This window comes from Pseudomonas sp. D8002 (assembly GCF_013385695.1).
In the GTDB taxonomy this organism is placed as follows: Bacteria; Pseudomonadota; Gammaproteobacteria; order Pseudomonadales; family Pseudomonadaceae; genus Aquipseudomonas.
The window spans coordinates 55105-71657 of sequence record NZ_JACAPM010000034.1 but is presented as its reverse complement, the minus strand read 5'-3'; the positions used below and the strand labels follow the sequence as shown (position 1 = coordinate 71657).

The following is a 16553-nucleotide window of genomic DNA, read 5'->3' as shown; positions in this document are numbered from 1 at the left end:
TGTGACCCTGGCCACTCACATAAGTGCTGGCGCAGGGCCATCCTCGATTAACAGGGCGCTGAATTTTTCCGCCGCCACGGCATGGGAGATCAGGAAACCCTGCACCTGATCGCAGCGGATACGCCGCAACATCGCCAGCTCCGCCTGGGTCTCGGCGCCCTCGGCGATGGTGGTCAGCCCGAGTTTGCGGCCCAGCTCGACAATGCTTTGCAAGGCCGACGCCAGGCTTTCGTTCTCGGCACAGCCATGCACCAGTGACCGGTCGATCTTGACCTCGTTGAACGGCGTCGACACCAGGTTGAAGTAGGAACTGAACCCCTTGCCGAAGTCATCCTGCGCCAACCCAAAGCCCATCATGCGCAAGCGACATGCTCCAGCGTAGTAGTTACTGGGCAGCCGTGTGGTGGAGCTTTCCATCAATTCGAAGGTAATTTGCCGGGGTTCGGCGTCGCGGCTTTGCACCTGGGCAAGCAGGCGGTCGACCAGGTCGCTCTGGTCGAGCAAATGCGTGGGCAGGTTGATCGACACCGGCAGCCGGTAACCGAGTTGCGCCCACTGGGCCTGGGCGATGAGGGTTTGGCCGAGAATGCAGGTGAGCAAGCGGGTTTCCAGGTCAAGGCGCTCGATGTCGTCAAGAAACGCGCCGGGCATCAATAACCCTTCCACCGGGTGCACCCAGCGTGCCAGGGCTTCGGCGCCCACGATGCGCCCGTCATGCAGGGATTTTTTCGGCTGGAACCACGCCTGGATTTCACCATTGGCCAAGGCGCGCTCAAGGTTCTCCCGGGCATGGCTGACACCCCGGTGGCAACACGGCGTGCGCGCCTGCTCGGCGAGTTTGTCGAGGCAATCGCGCAGGGTGCGCACCTCGCGTTCGCGCACCGGCTTGGAGATTAGCCCGGCGACGGTCAGGCCGAGGTTCCCGGCCACCTGCCCGGCGCCCACCAGCATGCGCCGCGACGCCACGCTCATCAGCGCCAGCGCAGGCGGCGCGTGCATGCGGGCCAAGTGCTGGATCAGTTGCACACCGTCCATCCCCGGCATCATCAAGTCGCTGAGCAGCAGATCGTAGCGCTGTCGGGCCAGGCGTTGCAGCGCGGTGGCGCCATCCCAGACCACATCGACGTCAAACCCGCCGATGGCCTGGAAGACGTTGATCAAGTACTCATGCTGGAAAGGATGGTCTTCCACGATGAGTACGCGATAGGCGCTCAAAGCACCCTCCTCTGATAGCGATGCAGGCACTGGTAGAGGGCGCGCAGGGTGAACGGCTTGACCAGGCAATGATCCATGCCAGCGTTCAGGCAGCGCTCGGCTTCGTCGAGCATCGCGTTGGCGGTGGCCCCGATGATCGGCAGTGAGCAACCCAGGCGACGCAGTTGTTCGGTGAGTTCATAGCCGTTCATGCGTGGCATGTTGACGTCGGTGAGAATCATGTCGAACGCGGTATCACCCCACAATGACAGCGCTTCAATGCCGTCGCCGGCCAGCACCACGCTGCAGCCGAGCTCTTCCAACTGGTCGCGCAGGATCAACTGGTTGATCAGGTTGTCTTCGGCCACCAGCAGGCGCAGGTTGAGGCTGAACTCGGTGGGCTTCTCGCTGATCCTCGGCGACAACAACTCTTCGCTGCCCTGGGCGCGGCTGACCGCGCGGTTGAGCGCCTGCAGGTTGTTCAGGCCGATCTGCCAGGGATAAGCGCCATGCTCGTCGACCGCGGCCATCACCCGCGGCCCGGACCAATGCAGCAACTGGTCGGGCTCGGTCGGGCCGGGATACAGCTCGACCAATACCGCGCCGGGGTCGGCCTCGGCGGACTCCGGCGCACCGAGTTGCGCGCGCGCGCCCCAGCGACGCAACCAGCCGCCAACACTTTCCGCCAGCTCACGCACCGGCGACACCACATACACCCGCTCGCCGAGCAGCGGCTGCGCCCAGGGAGCCTGGTCGTCGTCGTTGACTTGCTCCAGCGGCAAGGTGAAGGAAAAGCTGCTGCCCAGGCCCGGTTCGCTGACCACCCGCAAGGTGCCGTTCATCAAGTGCATCAGGCGCTTGCAGATCGACAAGCCCAGGCCGCTGCCGGCGACCACATTCGCATTGCCGCTGACCTGGAAGAACGGCTCGAACAGGTACCGCTGGTCTTCCTCGGCGATGCCCTTGCCGGTGTCGACTATCTGCCACTGCAACATCGTGCGCTCGCCTTCACGGCTTTCCAGGCGCAGACGCAAGACAATCCGGCCGCTTTCGGTGAATTTCAGCGCGTTGTTCAGCAGGTTATTCAGGATCTGGCGGATGCGTGTGACATCCCCGCTCACGTGGTCGGGCAACTGCGGGTCGAGGCAGGCGAACAACTGCAGGCCCTTGCTTTGGGCGGCGCCTGCGTAGCCCTGGATCACTTCCTGCACCAACTCGATCGGTGAGAACGTGCTGAACTCTAGGGACAGTTGTCCCGCTTCGATTTTCGACACGTCCAGCACATCGCAGATCATTTGCAGCAAGTTCGCCGACGAGCCCTCGATGGCATTCAGGTAGCCACGCTGCTGGCTGTTAAGGTCGGTGCGCGCAAGCAATTCCAGGGTGCCCAGCACGCCATACAATGGCGTGCGGATTTCATGGCTCATGGTTGCCAGGAACAGGGTCTTGGCCTCATTCGCCGCGTCCGCCAGCGTGCGCGCCTGCTGCAGGGCCAACTCCACCTGCTTGCGTTCGGTGATGTCGCTGAAGGCGCAGATCAGCACCTCCTCACGCTGGTAACGGGTTGGCGCGAAACTCAGGTACAGGTGACGACCGTCGGCCATTTGCAGCTCGTCGGTGCTGCTTTGTTCCGACTCATCGAACGCGCGGCGAATCCAGCCGTGACACAGTTGCTGGCGCTCGTGGCCGTTGCCCAGCCATTGCCGGGACAGGGGGTTTTCCAGCACTACCTCGCCGTCGCTGCGGCGCAGCACGCACAAGGCCACTGGCGCGATGCGAATCACCGCACTGCTGAATGCCTCACTCTCCACCAGCGCTTCGATGCGATTGGCTGCCGGGATAATCAAACGCTGATCGATGCGCCGCACCAACCGCACCATCAACAAGCTGGCCGCTGCGCACAACAGCAGGCACAGCAGCAACGGCATGGCCAGGCTGGGCAACAGTGAACTCAGCTCCAGGCTGTAGACGATCTGCCACTGGGAGTAACCCAGGTGCTTGCGAATGGCCAAGCGATCCGGCAGCCAGCGGCTGCCTTCCCAACCAAAGCTGGCCGTGGCGTGATACTGGCGCAGCACCTGCGCAGCCGACGGTTGATGAGGCGTGCTGCTGAAAATCAGCTGCCCGGCGCCGTCAAGCAACATGAAGTCCCCGGCTTTTTCATGCTGCAGGGCGTTGATCAGGTCCGGGCCGTCCACCTCCAGCCCGAGCCAACCCGACGTGGGGCTACGGTCGTCGAGGCGAGTGAAGATGTATAGCGGTGAATCCAGGCGGCTCTGCTCAGTCAGCCACAACTCATCGCTGACCGAGACCTTGCCGGTGTCCACCGCCATCAACCGCTGCAATACCGGCTGCGGCACATTCTCCGGGGCCGCCCCAACGGTAAACAGGCGCTCCACCACCGGCTCGGCGCGCTGCGCGACGTAGATCAGGTTGACCTGGTTGACCTGCAGGTAATCAAGCAGGCGCCTAGTCAGCCAAAGGCTCCAGATATTGCCCGCCTCGCCCAAGGTGATGTGCAACTCTTCGGCCGGCACATTATTGAGGTTGCCCACGGGTGGCGTGACATGACGAACCGTCGACAGGCCGAGGCTTTTGAGCAGCGTCTGGCGGCTGACAAAAAAACTCTGCGCATCGGAAATCGCCTCATTCATATAACTGCGCCGTAGCGAAATTTCCTCATTCAACGCCGCACGCAAGTAGCTGTAGGCACCCACATACACGCCGAGCACCAATGCCAGGGCAAACAGCCGCAACAACTTGCGCGCGGCCTTGGGCGTCGAAAAAGAAGAGTCGAGTGGTTGCAGGAAATGTTTGAGCTTCATCGCCAAAAGAGTAAGCGTGGCGAGAGGGTAGTTGAATAAGACGGATCTCAAAGCCCCGCACTGCTTGCGCCGATGGAACTCTCGCGCAACACGCTGTTCTAGACACCTTCGTCGCTGCTTGCGTAGCATCGGCGGCTGTCCTTCGTGCACTTCATCAAACAGAGTTACCCATGACTATCCAGCAAACACCCGGGCACGTGCTGCCCGCGCGCAGCGCCGCCAAAATGGAAGCGGCCATGGCCGTGGGCGCCTTTGCGATCGGCACCGGCGAATTCGCCATCATGGGGCTGATGCCCGACATCGCCCACAACCTCAATCTCAGCGAACCGCAAGTGGGCCACGCCATCAGCGCCTATGCGCTGGGCGTGATGGTCGGCGCCCCGCTGCTGGCCATCCTCGGCGCCAAGTTGCTGCGTAAACACATGCTGCTATTGCTGATGGGCCTTTATGCCCTGGGCAACCTCGCCACGGCGTTTACCCCAACCTTCGGTTCGCTGGTGGCCTTCCGCTTTATCAGCGGCCTGCCCCACGGCGCCTACTTCGGCATCGCCGCCGTGGTCGCCTCCAGCATGGTGCCCAGCGACAAACGTGCCGGCGCGGTCGCGCGGGTGATGATGGGCCTGACCCTGGCCATGCTGCTCGGCAACCCCATCGCCACCTTCCTCGGTCAACACTTTGGCTGGCGCTCGGCGTTCGCGCTGGTCAGTGCTATCGCCCTGTGCACCATCGCGCTGGTCTGGCAATTCGTACCGGATCGCCACGACGAACCCCGCAGCGACCCGCGCAAAGAACTGCGTGCCTTCACCAAACCGCAGGTGTGGATGGCGCTGTCCATTGGCGCTATTGGGTTTGCCGGGATGTTCTGCGTGTTCAGCTACCTGGCGCCGACCATGCTCGAAGTGACCAAAGTCTCGCCGCAGTGGATCCCATTCGGTCTGGCCGCGTTTGGCGTAGGCGGCATCATCGGCAACATCGCCGGCGGCAAGCTGTTTGATCGCCTGCAATTTCGCGCAGTGGGCTGGATTATGGTGTGGTCGATGGCCGTGCTGATCTTCTTCACCTTCGCCGCGAGTTCGCTGTGGAGCGTACTGCTGGGCATCGGCCTGGTCGGCACCATGATCGCCATGGCCGCGCCGCTGCAAATCCGCTTGATGGACATTGCGCATGAGGCACCGAGCCTGGCGGCGGCGTCCAACCACGCGGCGTTCAACCTGGCGAATGCGCTGGGGCCGTGGCTGGGTGGGATGGCGATTACGGCGGGATATGGGTGGACCAGCACGGGTTACATCGGCGCTGCCACGGCACTGGTGGGCTTGGGCATCTACCTGATCGCCCGCCGCATGAAAGGCGGTCACTAACGCCCTCCCACGATCCAATGTGGGAGCGGGCTTGCTCGCGAAAGCGGTGGGTCAGTCACTGAGTAAATGACTGCCCCACCCGCTCAGTCAGTCATCATGCATCAACCCCGAACCATACTCCCCGTAACTGCTCCCCAGCGCGTTGCCGCCAAAATTCATCTTGGCGGCCTTGCTGGGGCTGTGGTCGCCAAAGGCTTGGCATCCCCCTGAATAACAAGGGTCGCTACTCAGGTCGCTACTCATGCCAGATGAACCCGACGAACAAGCGGCCAAGAGCAACGTGCCTGCGACCATCACGACTTTGACGAGGTTGGAGATCATTTTTTCAGTTCCCTTTGGGCTTATGGGCTGAGCGTAGGCCTCAATGCCGGTGAGAATTATGAAACTTTGCCGTAGGACAGGATCGGTTCAGGTTGATGTCGTTTTGGCGACGAATTATCCAGGCACATATTCTGATTGGCGATATCAACAGTTAGCCCCTACATATTAAAGCCGACCAGGCATCAATTCAGATGAACCTGCGGCCTACGTAGAGGGAAGCTCAAGTAATGGCTAAAGACGAAAAAACCAGTGAAAGCGTCGCTTCAAAAGCAGCCAAGCTGCTGGCGGATCCCACCACTCCGCCGGATGTGAAATCTGTGGCGGCTTCGGCGCTGACTCAGGCGCCCGACAAAAAGAAGAAATAAGCTGAAAACCGTGCCAGGGTGGCTGGAGCTCTGGCACTGGCCACCACGGCACCACGCCCATTCCTGTTAAACTGTCCGCCCTTCGCCTTATCCATCTCAGATCCTAATGTCCTCACCTATAGCACCAACGCCATCGTTCTCCCGTCGCTTCTCCGTTGCTCCGATGATGGATTGGAACGACTAGTCCCACAGCCCCCACAGAACGTGCACTACAGAACCCATGTCACGCGCCCGTACCACTTTCGTACCAGCATTACTCCGCGCAATTCCCCCCGTTCCTTTTTGCTGATTTTCGCAAATCCAGGGAATACCGCTGCTATGCTTGATTTCTTTCATACGAGCCGCAAACCATGGCAAGCGAATACTCACTGAAGGACGTGCTGGAACGGCTTTATCAAAATCAACTGGCCCTCGAAGCGGCAGTGATGGAGCTGACTCTCTGGGCTGAGAAGCAAAATGCTTTAGAGGTGGGTGAGAATGTTCGGGGGGCACTTCACACGATTGGTGAAAATGCAGGCCATATCAAACAAGGCCTGGCTCGATTGGGAAGGGACGACCTCACCTAAATGTCAGGCATCGGTCAGAAGCAGACCTTAACAAGGCCGCACTCAATTTTCTTCTTCACAAATCAGATCATGATTGAGGATGAACTACCCCGTAGCTTGACGCGTGATCCTGGTGGTGTCTCACACAGAGCCTAACGATTGCTGTGTTCCTTGTTGAAAGGATGGCCATGAGCCATCTTGAAAGGTAGAATTAATCGAAGTTAACCATCATACGGAAATGACATGTCTCAGTCCCTACCTAGCCCTGATCACGATTCTGCTGATGACTTGTGGGTCAAAGATCCTGGTACAATTAAACGATTCATTCACAATGAAGCACAGTACCAACAACTATGCAGCGAAGTTGAGTACATACTAAAAAAGAAAATACTAGAAAATAAAATACAGACATCCTTCATAGGTTCAAGAGCCAAAACACTAAGTAGCTTTATAGAAAAGCTAAATCGAAAGAAATATTCATCGCCCTTTGAAGAGATTAAAGATTTCTCAGGCGCACGAGTTGTGTGCTTGTATCACCAAGACCTTGATCTCGTGCGAGAAATAATAATTAACGAGTTTGAAATCCTGGAAGAAGTCGATAAGCTTGAAGAACTTGGCGTCAATAGATTTGGCTATGGAGCCACTCACTTCATTATAGCACTTGGAGAAAAACACTCAGGAACTCGATATGATGATCTCCGTAATCTTAACTGTGAAATCCAGGTAAGAACGGTTGTACAGGATGCCTGGGCTATCATTCAGCACCACATGATATATAAAAAAGAGTCTGAAATCCCTACTCAAATACTCAGAAAGCTCAACAGCCTAGCGGGACTTTTTGAAGTGGTTGACGACCAGTTTCAGCGAATAAGAGAGCAGAGAGATTCTTACCTAGCCTGGGTTAGAAGTAATCTGGCCGAAGATTCGGAAATATCTAAAACAGAACTAAATTCGGACAGCTTGATTGAGTATCTGAAATGGAAATTCCCTAAATCCCCCCCAGATTCCTGGGATGGTCAAGTCAGTCTCGTCGTAAATTGCCTGCATCAACATGGATACAAGACGCTTGGGGATATAGAGCGGACTATCAAGAAGTTTGATGAACCCACAGAAAATGTCATCGCCGAGCTTGATAAATCCGAAAAAATACATAAAACAGAAAACAATGAAGTTCCCTCAGCAGTTTACGTGGCAGTTGCGGCGGCTTTAGAACATGACGAAATGATGAGTGACTTAGGGTTTCCAGAGAGCTGGCAGGAAATAATGTCAAGGTATAAAAAATAAAGTCCTGGTTTATTTCACGCTTGAGCTAGTGAAGAACGTGCTGCTTTTCAAGAAATTATATATGGGGCAGATAGGTAGGCGGTCGGGAGGGGGGCAAAGCCCGACCAGTAATTGCTGTTGATGAGAGGTAGCTATAGCCGACTTCTGCCTGTCGCCACCGGCTGCTTTGAGTCGACTGCTGCCGGTCATGAGCGAAAAGCATCAGCCTTTTCGGTGATGCATTGGAACGATTAACGTCAATGGTCTTTAAAACAAAGGATCACAGCAACAATCAATTCCCCTTGCACCATTTCTGTACCAGCGCCCACGTCAAAATGCGTTTACATCCGGCAGATAACGGCCAAGCCAATCAATGCTGGAGCTCTTTACGCCGCCGCAGAACTGCTACGCTTCCCTGTTCACGGAGGATTTGTGATGCCAAACTCAGACCTGCTCCCTTCACTGCTCTACTAGCTCAATGAAAACCAGCTTGCCTTGGAAGCGGCGATCCTCTAACTCTCCAATTGGGTGGAACAGCGCGGTTCGCCTGAGGCTGTCGCCAACGTGCGTGGCGCCCTGCCTGCGATTGATCGAAACGAAGAGTTCATCAAAATTTCTCTTGCTATGATGATGACGCCGAAGTGAACAGCATCGATTGAAGCCCTGAAAATCCACAATTATCAGTTTTTTGGTGTTGAGTTTTAGCGACTAATAGCAGCAACCTTTGAAACCGAAATCTGACCCAACCTGGTGGTATGCTCCACGCTGGAGCGGGAGCGGACAGTTGACGAGAGTTAAAGCCATTTTTAAAAAGAACTAAAGCAACAAGTTAGCCTTTTTAAAAAAGCACCACTCCAACAACAAACCAGCCTAAAAACCAACTATACACAGCAGGGAAAAATGAAACTAATCCAAAGCATTTCCGGAAAAATAAAAAACTCAAACAAAGATGCAAACATCGAACTCAACGGAAAAAACCTAATCATTGCCGGCGGTAACGGCTCAGGTAAAACCTCCCTAGTTAACGCAATACATCAAACACTTACAACTCAGTTAGTCCAACAACAACTTCGAAATATCCCAAACTATCAACAAAATATCAACACTTACAAAGAAGCAATAAGAAACCCCAACATAGATCCTGCAATGCGACTAACCTATGAGCAAAATCTTCTGCAAACCCAGCAAACTTTGGACGCTATCAATGGCCCTATAAAAATCATCTACAATATTGATCCATACCCATTTATGGATATATACGCCGAAAAAAAATCGTCCATTCGCTTTTTTGCTGCAGATCGTAAGGCTGCCATTTCCAGCGTATCATCGGCGACCGCATCTCAACCAAATATACAGTCGATAAACATAAACAATCCGCTAGGAGGCAACCTTGAGCAGCATCTTGTAAATTTAAAAGTAAGAAGTGCTTTAGCAATGCAAGCTAACGAGGTGGGAAAACGATCTGTTCACGCTGAAGAGTGGATAGCCTCCTTTACCGAAAACCTCAAATATTTATTTGAAGATCAATCAACAGAACTTCACTTTTCGCCCGACCAGTTGAGATTTGATATTTCGCAAAATGGTAAACCACGATACAACTTCCAAAGTTTATCCTCTGGATATCTAGCCATCTTTGATATATATGCAGATCTGCTCATGCATACCGAATACGCACAGATTAAACCATCAGAGCTCACAGGTATCGTGATAATCGATGAAATCGATGCTCATCTGCATGTCTCGCTACAACGTAAAATACTACCTTTCTTTACCTCTTCATTCCCCGCGATACAGTTTATTGTAACTACTCACTCCCCTTTCGTTCTGACATCAGTTGATGACGCAGTAATATTTGACATATCCACATGCCAAACTGTACACGACTTATCAATGTACTCTTATGAGTCTGTTGTTGAGGGGCTATTAGGCGTACCTCCCATCTCAAAAATATTTGAGGACACAATTAAAAAACTGACGAAAATCACAAGCGCTGATTCTTTCGATATTAAATTGGCAGAAGACTTATTGAACACGATTGCACCTCACATAGGCGTACTAGACGCCGAATCAGAAATGTTCTACCAAATTGCCGCCAACAAAATAATTAAGATGAAGGCGGAGAACAAATAAATGTTTAATGTGGAACGACCAAAGCTCGCCCCACCATCTTTAACTGAAAAAAAAAGCTGGACCGGCAGCGACGTACTTCATTCATTGAGACAAGCATTTTATGACAAATGTTATATCTGCGAAACAAAAGACCCACTCAGCCTTAACGTTGAACATTTTGACGCCCACATGGATGACGTCGACAAAATGTATGACTGGAACAATCTATTTCTTGCTTGCGCCCGGTGCAACAACTTTAAACGACACTTATTCAACAACCTCATAAACTGCACAGATGCCAGCCTAGACGCATTGCGCCTCGTACGACACGCGCCCCCAGTTACGCCTTTTGCGAAAAATCTAACAATTGAACCGACAAACGATGAAGCCAGCACTATTGAGACTGCCACGCTCATAAGAAAAGTCTTCACCGATGACAACACGGGCAACAAAGATATAACCGGTACTTATTTAAGAAAACGCGTATACAAACGATACGCCCTACTTTTATCATTCATCAATATATACATTGATGAAGACTCTTTGGAATCAGAAAAAAGAGATGCCATCCTTAGAATTGAAAATCTAATGAAAAAAAGTCAAGAATATTCGGCCTTTTTAAGATGGGCAATAATAGACTCACCCGAGCTATTTGAAGTTGTGAAAGACTCTATTGACTAACTACCATACAACAAAAAACCCTTACAAACTGTGCGCTAAGAGGGGGACTGCTTTGCATCCCCCCTCCCTTGATCACAGTGAGCCAGAATTGAATATAAGCTTCCCAAGCTGATAACGAGGGTTCGATTCCGTTCACCCGCTCCACTATTTTCAAGGCTTCCAGCGGTATCAAGGTAACATCGCGTAGAACTGGTGACAGTTACTGAATTCTGGGAATGTTTGTGCACCAACGTGAGTGCACAGCAACTGATGGACCTGTGCATGCGCCCTCTCCATAGGCGCTTTCGGCTTTTCATGTTGACCCCTCGGAAAACGGTTAGGAAGGTTAGTTTTTTGCTGACTGCCCTGAAAGCCTTGTGCTTAAAGGCTTTGCAACAATGGACGCAGGTTAGGATTTGGTTAGCAGAGGGTTATTTCCTAACCTTTATAGATGTTAAAAATACAGTAAATAAAAATCTTAAAAATCAGCATCTTACGCATTACTAACCTAAGACCTAACCATAACTAACCCTCCAAAGTTAGCTCTCAAACCCAGTAAATACGGGCGTCTCAGCAGCTCTCGGGCTGCCATTTCAAAAACTAACCCTTTTCCCGAGCCACCTCTCAAAATCCATACCCCACTGCGCTCCAGCAACCTTCACCAAACAACCCAACCGTGCAGGGATTCGCAGGCTTTTTCACCCCCAGCGACGCCAGAGAAAGCCCCGCCAAGCCCGCATCTAAGCAACTGCAGGGAGTGCAGAAAAAATGACCCATTTAGCCCGCAGGCGTGGTGGGGGGACGACGGCGCGCGCCAGGTGATGAAGCACGTCACTACCCCGATGTAGCACGCCAACCCCCCATATTTAGGCGAATGTGTGAAGCATTGCGAAAAAATGGGGGGTCAGCCAAGCCGCTGGTCGCCAGCCCTGAATGCTGTATATACAAACAGTATAATTCGATGCAGACTGATCCTGGCGTTGCGAGATAACGCAGATCAATTTGGTTGGGATCGAAATCACTTTCAGTGCGTTGACAATCCACTATCGAACGTAAAAGGTAGCCGCCTGTCGAATAAAGAGTGGCTAAGGTGCCTAGCGCCTAACAAACGCATGTCATAAAGCCATAAGTGATTGACAAGGGATTTGACTTGTCGATAATCGCCGTCCAGAGTTGTCTGAGGTTGTGGATAAGTTTCTTGACAACCTGTGCGTAACGTTCATGGAAGATTGCTCCGCATGAACATGTCCGGAGAAAAAAATGGCCTTTAACGAAAGAAAAGCTGCCCAGATGGCCGCATTTTTCCTTCATCAGGGTGGAGGAAAGCTCGAAGTCTTGAAGCTGATGAAGCTTCTTTATCTCGCCGATCGCCAGGCGATGGACTGGTACGAGCAGCCAATTTCAGGTGATCGGATGGTTTCCATGCCAAATGGCCCCGTCCTATCCCGGACTTTGGATTTGATGAACGGAAGTCGCCCCACGGTCGAAGACGGCTGGCAATGCTGGGTCGCAGACCGGGAATCCTACGAGGTCGCCCTACAACCTTGTCATTTGGAAAATGGCGAGCTGTATTTAGGTGCGCTCAGCCAAGCCGAAATCGAAGTTCTCAACGCTGTTTGGGCTGATTTTGGTGGGATGGGCAAGTACGATTTGGTGGATTACACACATGATCGTTGCGCCGAATGGAAAGATCCTTGCGGATCATCACGTCCAATAAGCTACGCGGATGTGTTTTTGGCTCTTGGCCGTGATGGGGGACAAGCAGAAGAAGCTGCTCAAGCCCTGGAAGGTCAAGACACAGTGGATAGGATATTCGCGAGCCTTTAATGTTTATAGCTACCCGTAGAGCTACCGTTTTGGTTCCCAGTGGAACCCCTCAAAGACCAGATCTTAAGCACTTATTTATCCTCCTCAACGATCCGGCTGGCGAGGATCAATTGGTTTTGATAGTAAGCATCTCTACTGTCAAGGCGGGAGGCCGGCACGACCAAACATGTCTCCTATATCCGGGGGATCATCCCTTCATACAAGTACCGAGCTTCGTTATGTACGGGATGAGTCGACTTGAGCCAGCAAAAAAACTAATCAAAGCTGTCGATCAAGGTATTTTTGTCCCTAAAGACCCTATAGATGGTGGCATTTTTGCCCGAATCTGCAACGGAGTCCTCGACTCCGCATTTACGGCAGCTGAGTTCAAAGCTTTTTTCTCAAAAATTTGGACCCGATAAGAGTAGCCCAGCCACTGGCTGGGCTTTTCTTTAAGTAATGAGAAAACTATTTTTTAGAACAACCCTCCCAGTGCCGACGGCTCCCAATTCATAATCACCAGCTCCCCGCTGACCTCGGCTTTCCCCTGCCGCTGATTCGTCGTGCTGTAGCGAATGTCCACCGTTTCGAAGTGAAACCCGTCAAACACACGCCGAATATCTGGATGGTCGTTAATGCTCACCATCACCTTGCCTTTGCAACGTCGCATGAAATCAGCCATCCGCTCGTAGCTTTCAAAAGGAAAGTCCACGCCATAGCCTGCGGTCTGCCAGTAAGGAGGATCCATGTAGTGGAAGGTGTGCGGCCGGTCGTACCGCTCCGCGCATTCCAGCCAGCCCAGGTTCTCGACGTAGGTACCCGACAGCCGTTGCCAGGCAGCAGACAGGTTCTCCTCAATCCGCAGCAAGTTGATGGCAGGGCCAGTGGTGGCGGTACCGAAGGTCTGCCCGCTGACCTTGCCGGCGAAGGCATGGTGCTGCAGGTAGAAAAACCGCGCAGCCCTCTGGATGTCGGTGAGTGTTTCCGGTCTGGTCATCTTCTGCCATTCGAACACCTGGCGAGAGCTGAGCGCCCACTTGAACTGGCGCACGAACTCTTCCAGATGGTTCTGCACCACGCGGTACAACGTCACCAGGTCGCCGTTGATGTCATTGAGAACTTCAACTGGCGCGGCCTGGGGCCGCATGAAGTAGAGCGCGGCGCCGCCGGCAAAGACCTCGACGTAACATTCATGCGGCGGAAACAGCGGAATAAGACGATCTGCCAGGCGACGCTTGCCGCCCATCCACGGGATTATCGGTGCGCTCATAAGTGATCCTTGTTTCGACAATTGGATTCGCTTAGGCTTCGCACCCCCTGCGCAGTGGGGCGAGGCCTTGGTTGGAGCACTCGGCGTGTTCGAGTGTTTCAGCGTCGAATCGGTGTTGACGCACCGGTTCGTCGCCTCGTTTACTGCGCGGGGGTACTACTTCCCCCCCGTTGGAAGCTCAAATTCCTTGAAGCTGACAACCTCCTCACCCAGCCACTCGTTGACCTGGGCCAGCCTCGCCTGCAACGGCTCCAGCTCGTTGACCGCCCAAACCTCAGCAGCCTCCCGCAACGACCCAAAACCGCCCGCGTTCTGCGGCACGATGCCCATCAATTGCGGAGGAATGCGCAACGCCGCGAGCAAGTCATCGCGGCTGATGTTCTTGATCGAGCTGAATTCATCCTTGGCCGCCACTTCGCTCACCGGGATGAGCTGAATACCGTCCTTCTTCCCGGCCGGCGCGTACACGAACAAGTTGCGAAAGTTGCCTGGCCCTTTCGAGTTCTTCAGCGCGGTGCGCAGTGAGTCGATGTCCTCTTCCTTCTGCGCCGCGTCGGTCATGTACAGGATGAAACCGGCGTGACTGCCGTTGTTGTAGTACTTGCGCCGGAACAGCGTGGCGCTCTCGTTGAGCAGCGCACTTTGCAGCGCTGCCAGCCACTCCGGCAGGCCGTAGATCTCCTGGTTGATATCGGCCTCGCGCAAGTGGCAGATCGAACCAGGGGCAAACTCGTGCTCGTCCTTCCAGCCACGCACCTGGTAATAGGTCTCCATGTCCACACCACGGCGCATGTACTTCGCCAGTGGAGGCAGCAGGCCCATAGTGTTGCGGAGCATGTTGTTGCGCTTTTCCAGGTAGCAGTTGCCACACCAGAGCCAGTCCAGGGCGAACTGCTCAAAGGCTTGGCGAGTCAACAGCCGATGAGGAACGAACGTGCGGGCGAGCATGTTGCGCTTGAAGTTCAGCCCCGACTGGAGGTACACGCTGGCCCGGGTCGTTTTTGCCAGGCCGTCCATGGACATCGGTGTTTCAAACCAACGCCCATTGGCCCAGCACTCCAAGTAGTCGAGGATCTCCCGGCTATCCAGCACGGGAGCGGGATCACCGAAAGTGAACGCTTCAACCGGCCCGGACTCAGGCGGCAGCAAGTCCCCTTCAATGGTTGGCTGAGCGGTGGCCAGCTGGGTACCGCGCTTACGTCTGCTCATCAGTAGGACTCCATAAATCCGGTGTTCGCCGTGGTCTGCCCTTCAAGGGGTTCGTTGTGCAGTGCGTGGAACAGCGCCCACGCCAGGTCGGCATGGCCCGTCTCGTCTGTGCGACCGGCCGTGTAAGTGAACATGCGCCCGGAGGCGGTTATTGTTTTGCGGATAGCCATCAATGACTGGGCCATATCCGTCCAGCCTGCATCGAATTCCAGACGGCCGTTTTTGATGACGTCATAAGCCTTCAGCACCAGGCGGGTTTTGACCTCGGGCGAGTAGCTGAACGTGGTGATGTTCGGGAAGAACTGCTTCACCAGTTGCGCCACGCCGGAACCCATGCCGGTGATATCAATCCCGATGTAGGTCACCCAGTAGCGTCTGGTGACCTGGCGAACGGATATCGGGGTAAGACCACGATATATGACGCAATGGTCGGCTTCTGATCCTCGGCATATTTCACACACGTTAACGTTACGTGCGACATGGTCAGGAGCGCATCACACACCTCCCCGACACCCGCGATGCTTCCCTGATAAACTGCACACCATTCGCCTCGTTGACTCAGATCTCCAATGCCCCTACAAACCGCTCCACTCTCCCGCCGCTTCTCCGTCGCCCCGATGATGGATTGGACTGACAGGCACTGCAGGTACTTCCTGCGCCTGCTGTCCAAAAACGCCCTCCTCTACACCGAGATGGTCACCACCGGCGCAATCCTCCACGGCGACCACGAACGCTTCCTGCGCCATAACGAGGCCGAGCATCCACTCGCCCTGCAGTTGGGCGGTAGCGTCCCCGCCGACCTGGCCGCCTGCGCCCGCATGGCCCAGGACGCCGGTTACGACGAGGTGAACCTCAACGTCGGCTGCCCCAGCGACCGGGTGCAAAACAACATGATCGGCGCGATCTTGATGGCCCACCCGGCCTTGGTGGCGGATTGCGTTAAGGCAATGCAGGACGCCGTCTCGATCCCGGTAACGGTTAAGCACCGCATCGGCATCAACGGCCGGGACAGTTACGCCGAGCTGTGCGATTTCGTTGGCCAGGTGAAGGACGCGGGCTGCACCAGTTTTACCGTGCATGCGCGAATCGCCATTCTGGAAGGGCTGTCACCGAAGGAAAATCGGGACATCCCGCCCTTGCGCTACGACGTTGCCGCCCAGTTGAAGCAGGATTTCCCTGAACTGGAGATCATCCTCAACGGCGGCATCAAGACCCTCGAACAGTGCCAGGAGCATCTGCAGACCTTCGATGGCGTGATGCTGGGCCGCGAGGCTTATCACAATCCGTATTTGCTGGCCGAGGTTGATCAGCAGCTGTTTGGCAGCACGGCACCTGTGATCACCCGTGCCGAGGCGTTGGCGCAGTTGCGTCCTTATATTGCCGAACACCTGGCGACAGGTGGCTCGATGCATCACATCACGCGCCACGCGCTGGGGCTGGGGACGGGTTTCCCGGGGGCGCGGAAGTTTCGGCAGTTGTTGTCGGTGGATATTCATAAGGCCAGTGATCCGTTGGCGTTGCTGGATAAGGCTGGGGAGTTGCTGGAGGGACGGTGATTTGGGTGTCAGTGGGTTTATTGGGTGGCTGACACGACGCCTTCGCGAGCAAGCCCGCTCCCACATTTGGAT

At 54.6% G+C, this 16553-nt stretch carries 13 protein-coding genes and 2 pseudogenes; 9 read left to right on the top strand and 6 right to left on the bottom strand.

The annotated features are described in order from the left end of the window. Positions 1-15: 15 nt before the first annotated feature. Together HX807_RS20515 and HX807_RS20510 are read right to left on the bottom strand one after the other, a co-directional pair. Positions 16-1215 (bottom strand): EAL domain-containing protein, encoded by a 1200-nt coding sequence (locus HX807_RS20515; RefSeq protein ID WP_102368407.1) that lies wholly within the window; start codon positions 1213-1215, stop codon positions 16-18. Next, positions 1212-4019: an ATP-binding protein gene (locus HX807_RS20510; RefSeq protein WP_008437634.1), complete on the bottom strand. Its 2808-nt coding sequence runs from the start codon at positions 4017-4019 to the stop codon at positions 1212-1214. Before HX807_RS20510 ends, HX807_RS20515 begins: the two co-directional genes overlap by 4 nt. Positions 4020-4189: 170 nt before the next feature. Between HX807_RS20510 and HX807_RS20505 the strand changes: the two genes are divergently transcribed. Next, positions 4190-5377 carry an MFS transporter gene (locus tag HX807_RS20505; RefSeq protein WP_177050875.1) on the top strand — a complete coding sequence of 396 codons (1188 nt, stop codon included), beginning with the start codon at positions 4190-4192 and terminating at the stop codon, positions 5375-5377. Positions 5378-5464: 87 nt separating this feature from the next. Here HX807_RS20505 and HX807_RS20500 read toward each other — a convergent pair whose 3' ends face one another. Then, a complete protein-coding gene (locus HX807_RS20500; RefSeq protein ID WP_003218911.1) occupies positions 5465-5698 on the bottom strand; it encodes a hypothetical protein in 234 nt (77 codons plus the stop codon). Positions 5699-5925: 227 nt separating this feature from the next. On the opposite strand from HX807_RS20500, the gene HX807_RS20495 reads away from it, so the two are divergent. From HX807_RS20495 to HX807_RS20470, 7 genes and pseudogenes are all read left to right on the top strand, one after another. Further along, on the top strand, positions 5926-6063 hold the full coding sequence (locus tag HX807_RS20495) for a hypothetical protein (protein ID WP_167410166.1): 138 nt from the start codon (positions 5926-5928) through the stop codon (positions 6061-6063). Between the two features lie 350 nt (positions 6064-6413). Next, complete coding sequence (locus HX807_RS20490) at positions 6414-6629, top strand: hypothetical protein (RefSeq protein ID WP_177050873.1); 216 nt, start codon at positions 6414-6416, stop codon at positions 6627-6629. A gap of 222 nt (positions 6630-6851) precedes the next feature. Further along, complete coding sequence (locus tag HX807_RS20485) at positions 6852-7892, top strand: GTP pyrophosphokinase family protein (RefSeq protein WP_177050871.1); 1041 nt, start codon at positions 6852-6854, stop codon at positions 7890-7892. A gap of 414 nt (positions 7893-8306) precedes the next feature. Beyond that, a pseudogene (locus HX807_RS31725) lies at positions 8307-8516 on the top strand (hypothetical protein). Between the two features lie 255 nt (positions 8517-8771). After that, a complete protein-coding gene (locus HX807_RS20480; protein ID WP_177050869.1) occupies positions 8772-10001 on the top strand; it encodes an AAA family ATPase in 1230 nt (409 codons plus the stop codon). Continuing rightward, positions 10002-10661: an HNH endonuclease gene (locus HX807_RS20475; RefSeq protein WP_177050867.1), complete on the top strand. Its 660-nt coding sequence runs from the start codon at positions 10002-10004 to the stop codon at positions 10659-10661. 1239 nt (positions 10662-11900) lie between these two features. Next, complete coding sequence (locus tag HX807_RS20470) at positions 11901-12467, top strand: Panacea domain-containing protein (protein WP_177050857.1); 567 nt, start codon at positions 11901-11903, stop codon at positions 12465-12467. 454 nt (positions 12468-12921) lie between these two features. Here the strand turns inward: HX807_RS20470 and HX807_RS20465 are convergent, their stop codons facing one another. From HX807_RS20465 to HX807_RS20455, 3 genes and pseudogenes are all read right to left on the bottom strand, one after another. After that, positions 12922-13716 (bottom strand): DNA adenine methylase, encoded by a 795-nt coding sequence (locus HX807_RS20465; RefSeq protein ID WP_177050855.1) that lies wholly within the window; start codon positions 13714-13716, stop codon positions 12922-12924. Positions 13717-13872: 156 nt separating this feature from the next. Continuing rightward, the gene (locus tag HX807_RS20460) at positions 13873-14925 is read right to left on the bottom strand and encodes a phage portal protein (protein ID WP_177050853.1); all 1053 of its coding nucleotides are present in this window, start codon (positions 14923-14925) and stop codon (positions 13873-13875) included. Next, positions 14925-15320: pseudogene (locus HX807_RS20455) on the bottom strand (terminase); the annotation flags it as partial. The gene HX807_RS20460 and the pseudogene HX807_RS20455, both read right to left, overlap by 1 nt. A 174-nt stretch (positions 15321-15494) precedes the next feature. Between HX807_RS20455 and dusA the strand changes: the two are divergent. After that, entirely contained in the window at positions 15495-16481 is a 987-nt protein-coding gene (gene dusA / locus HX807_RS20450; protein ID WP_177050851.1) for a tRNA dihydrouridine(20/20a) synthase DusA, read from the top strand. Positions 16482-16553: the final 72 nt, after the last annotated feature.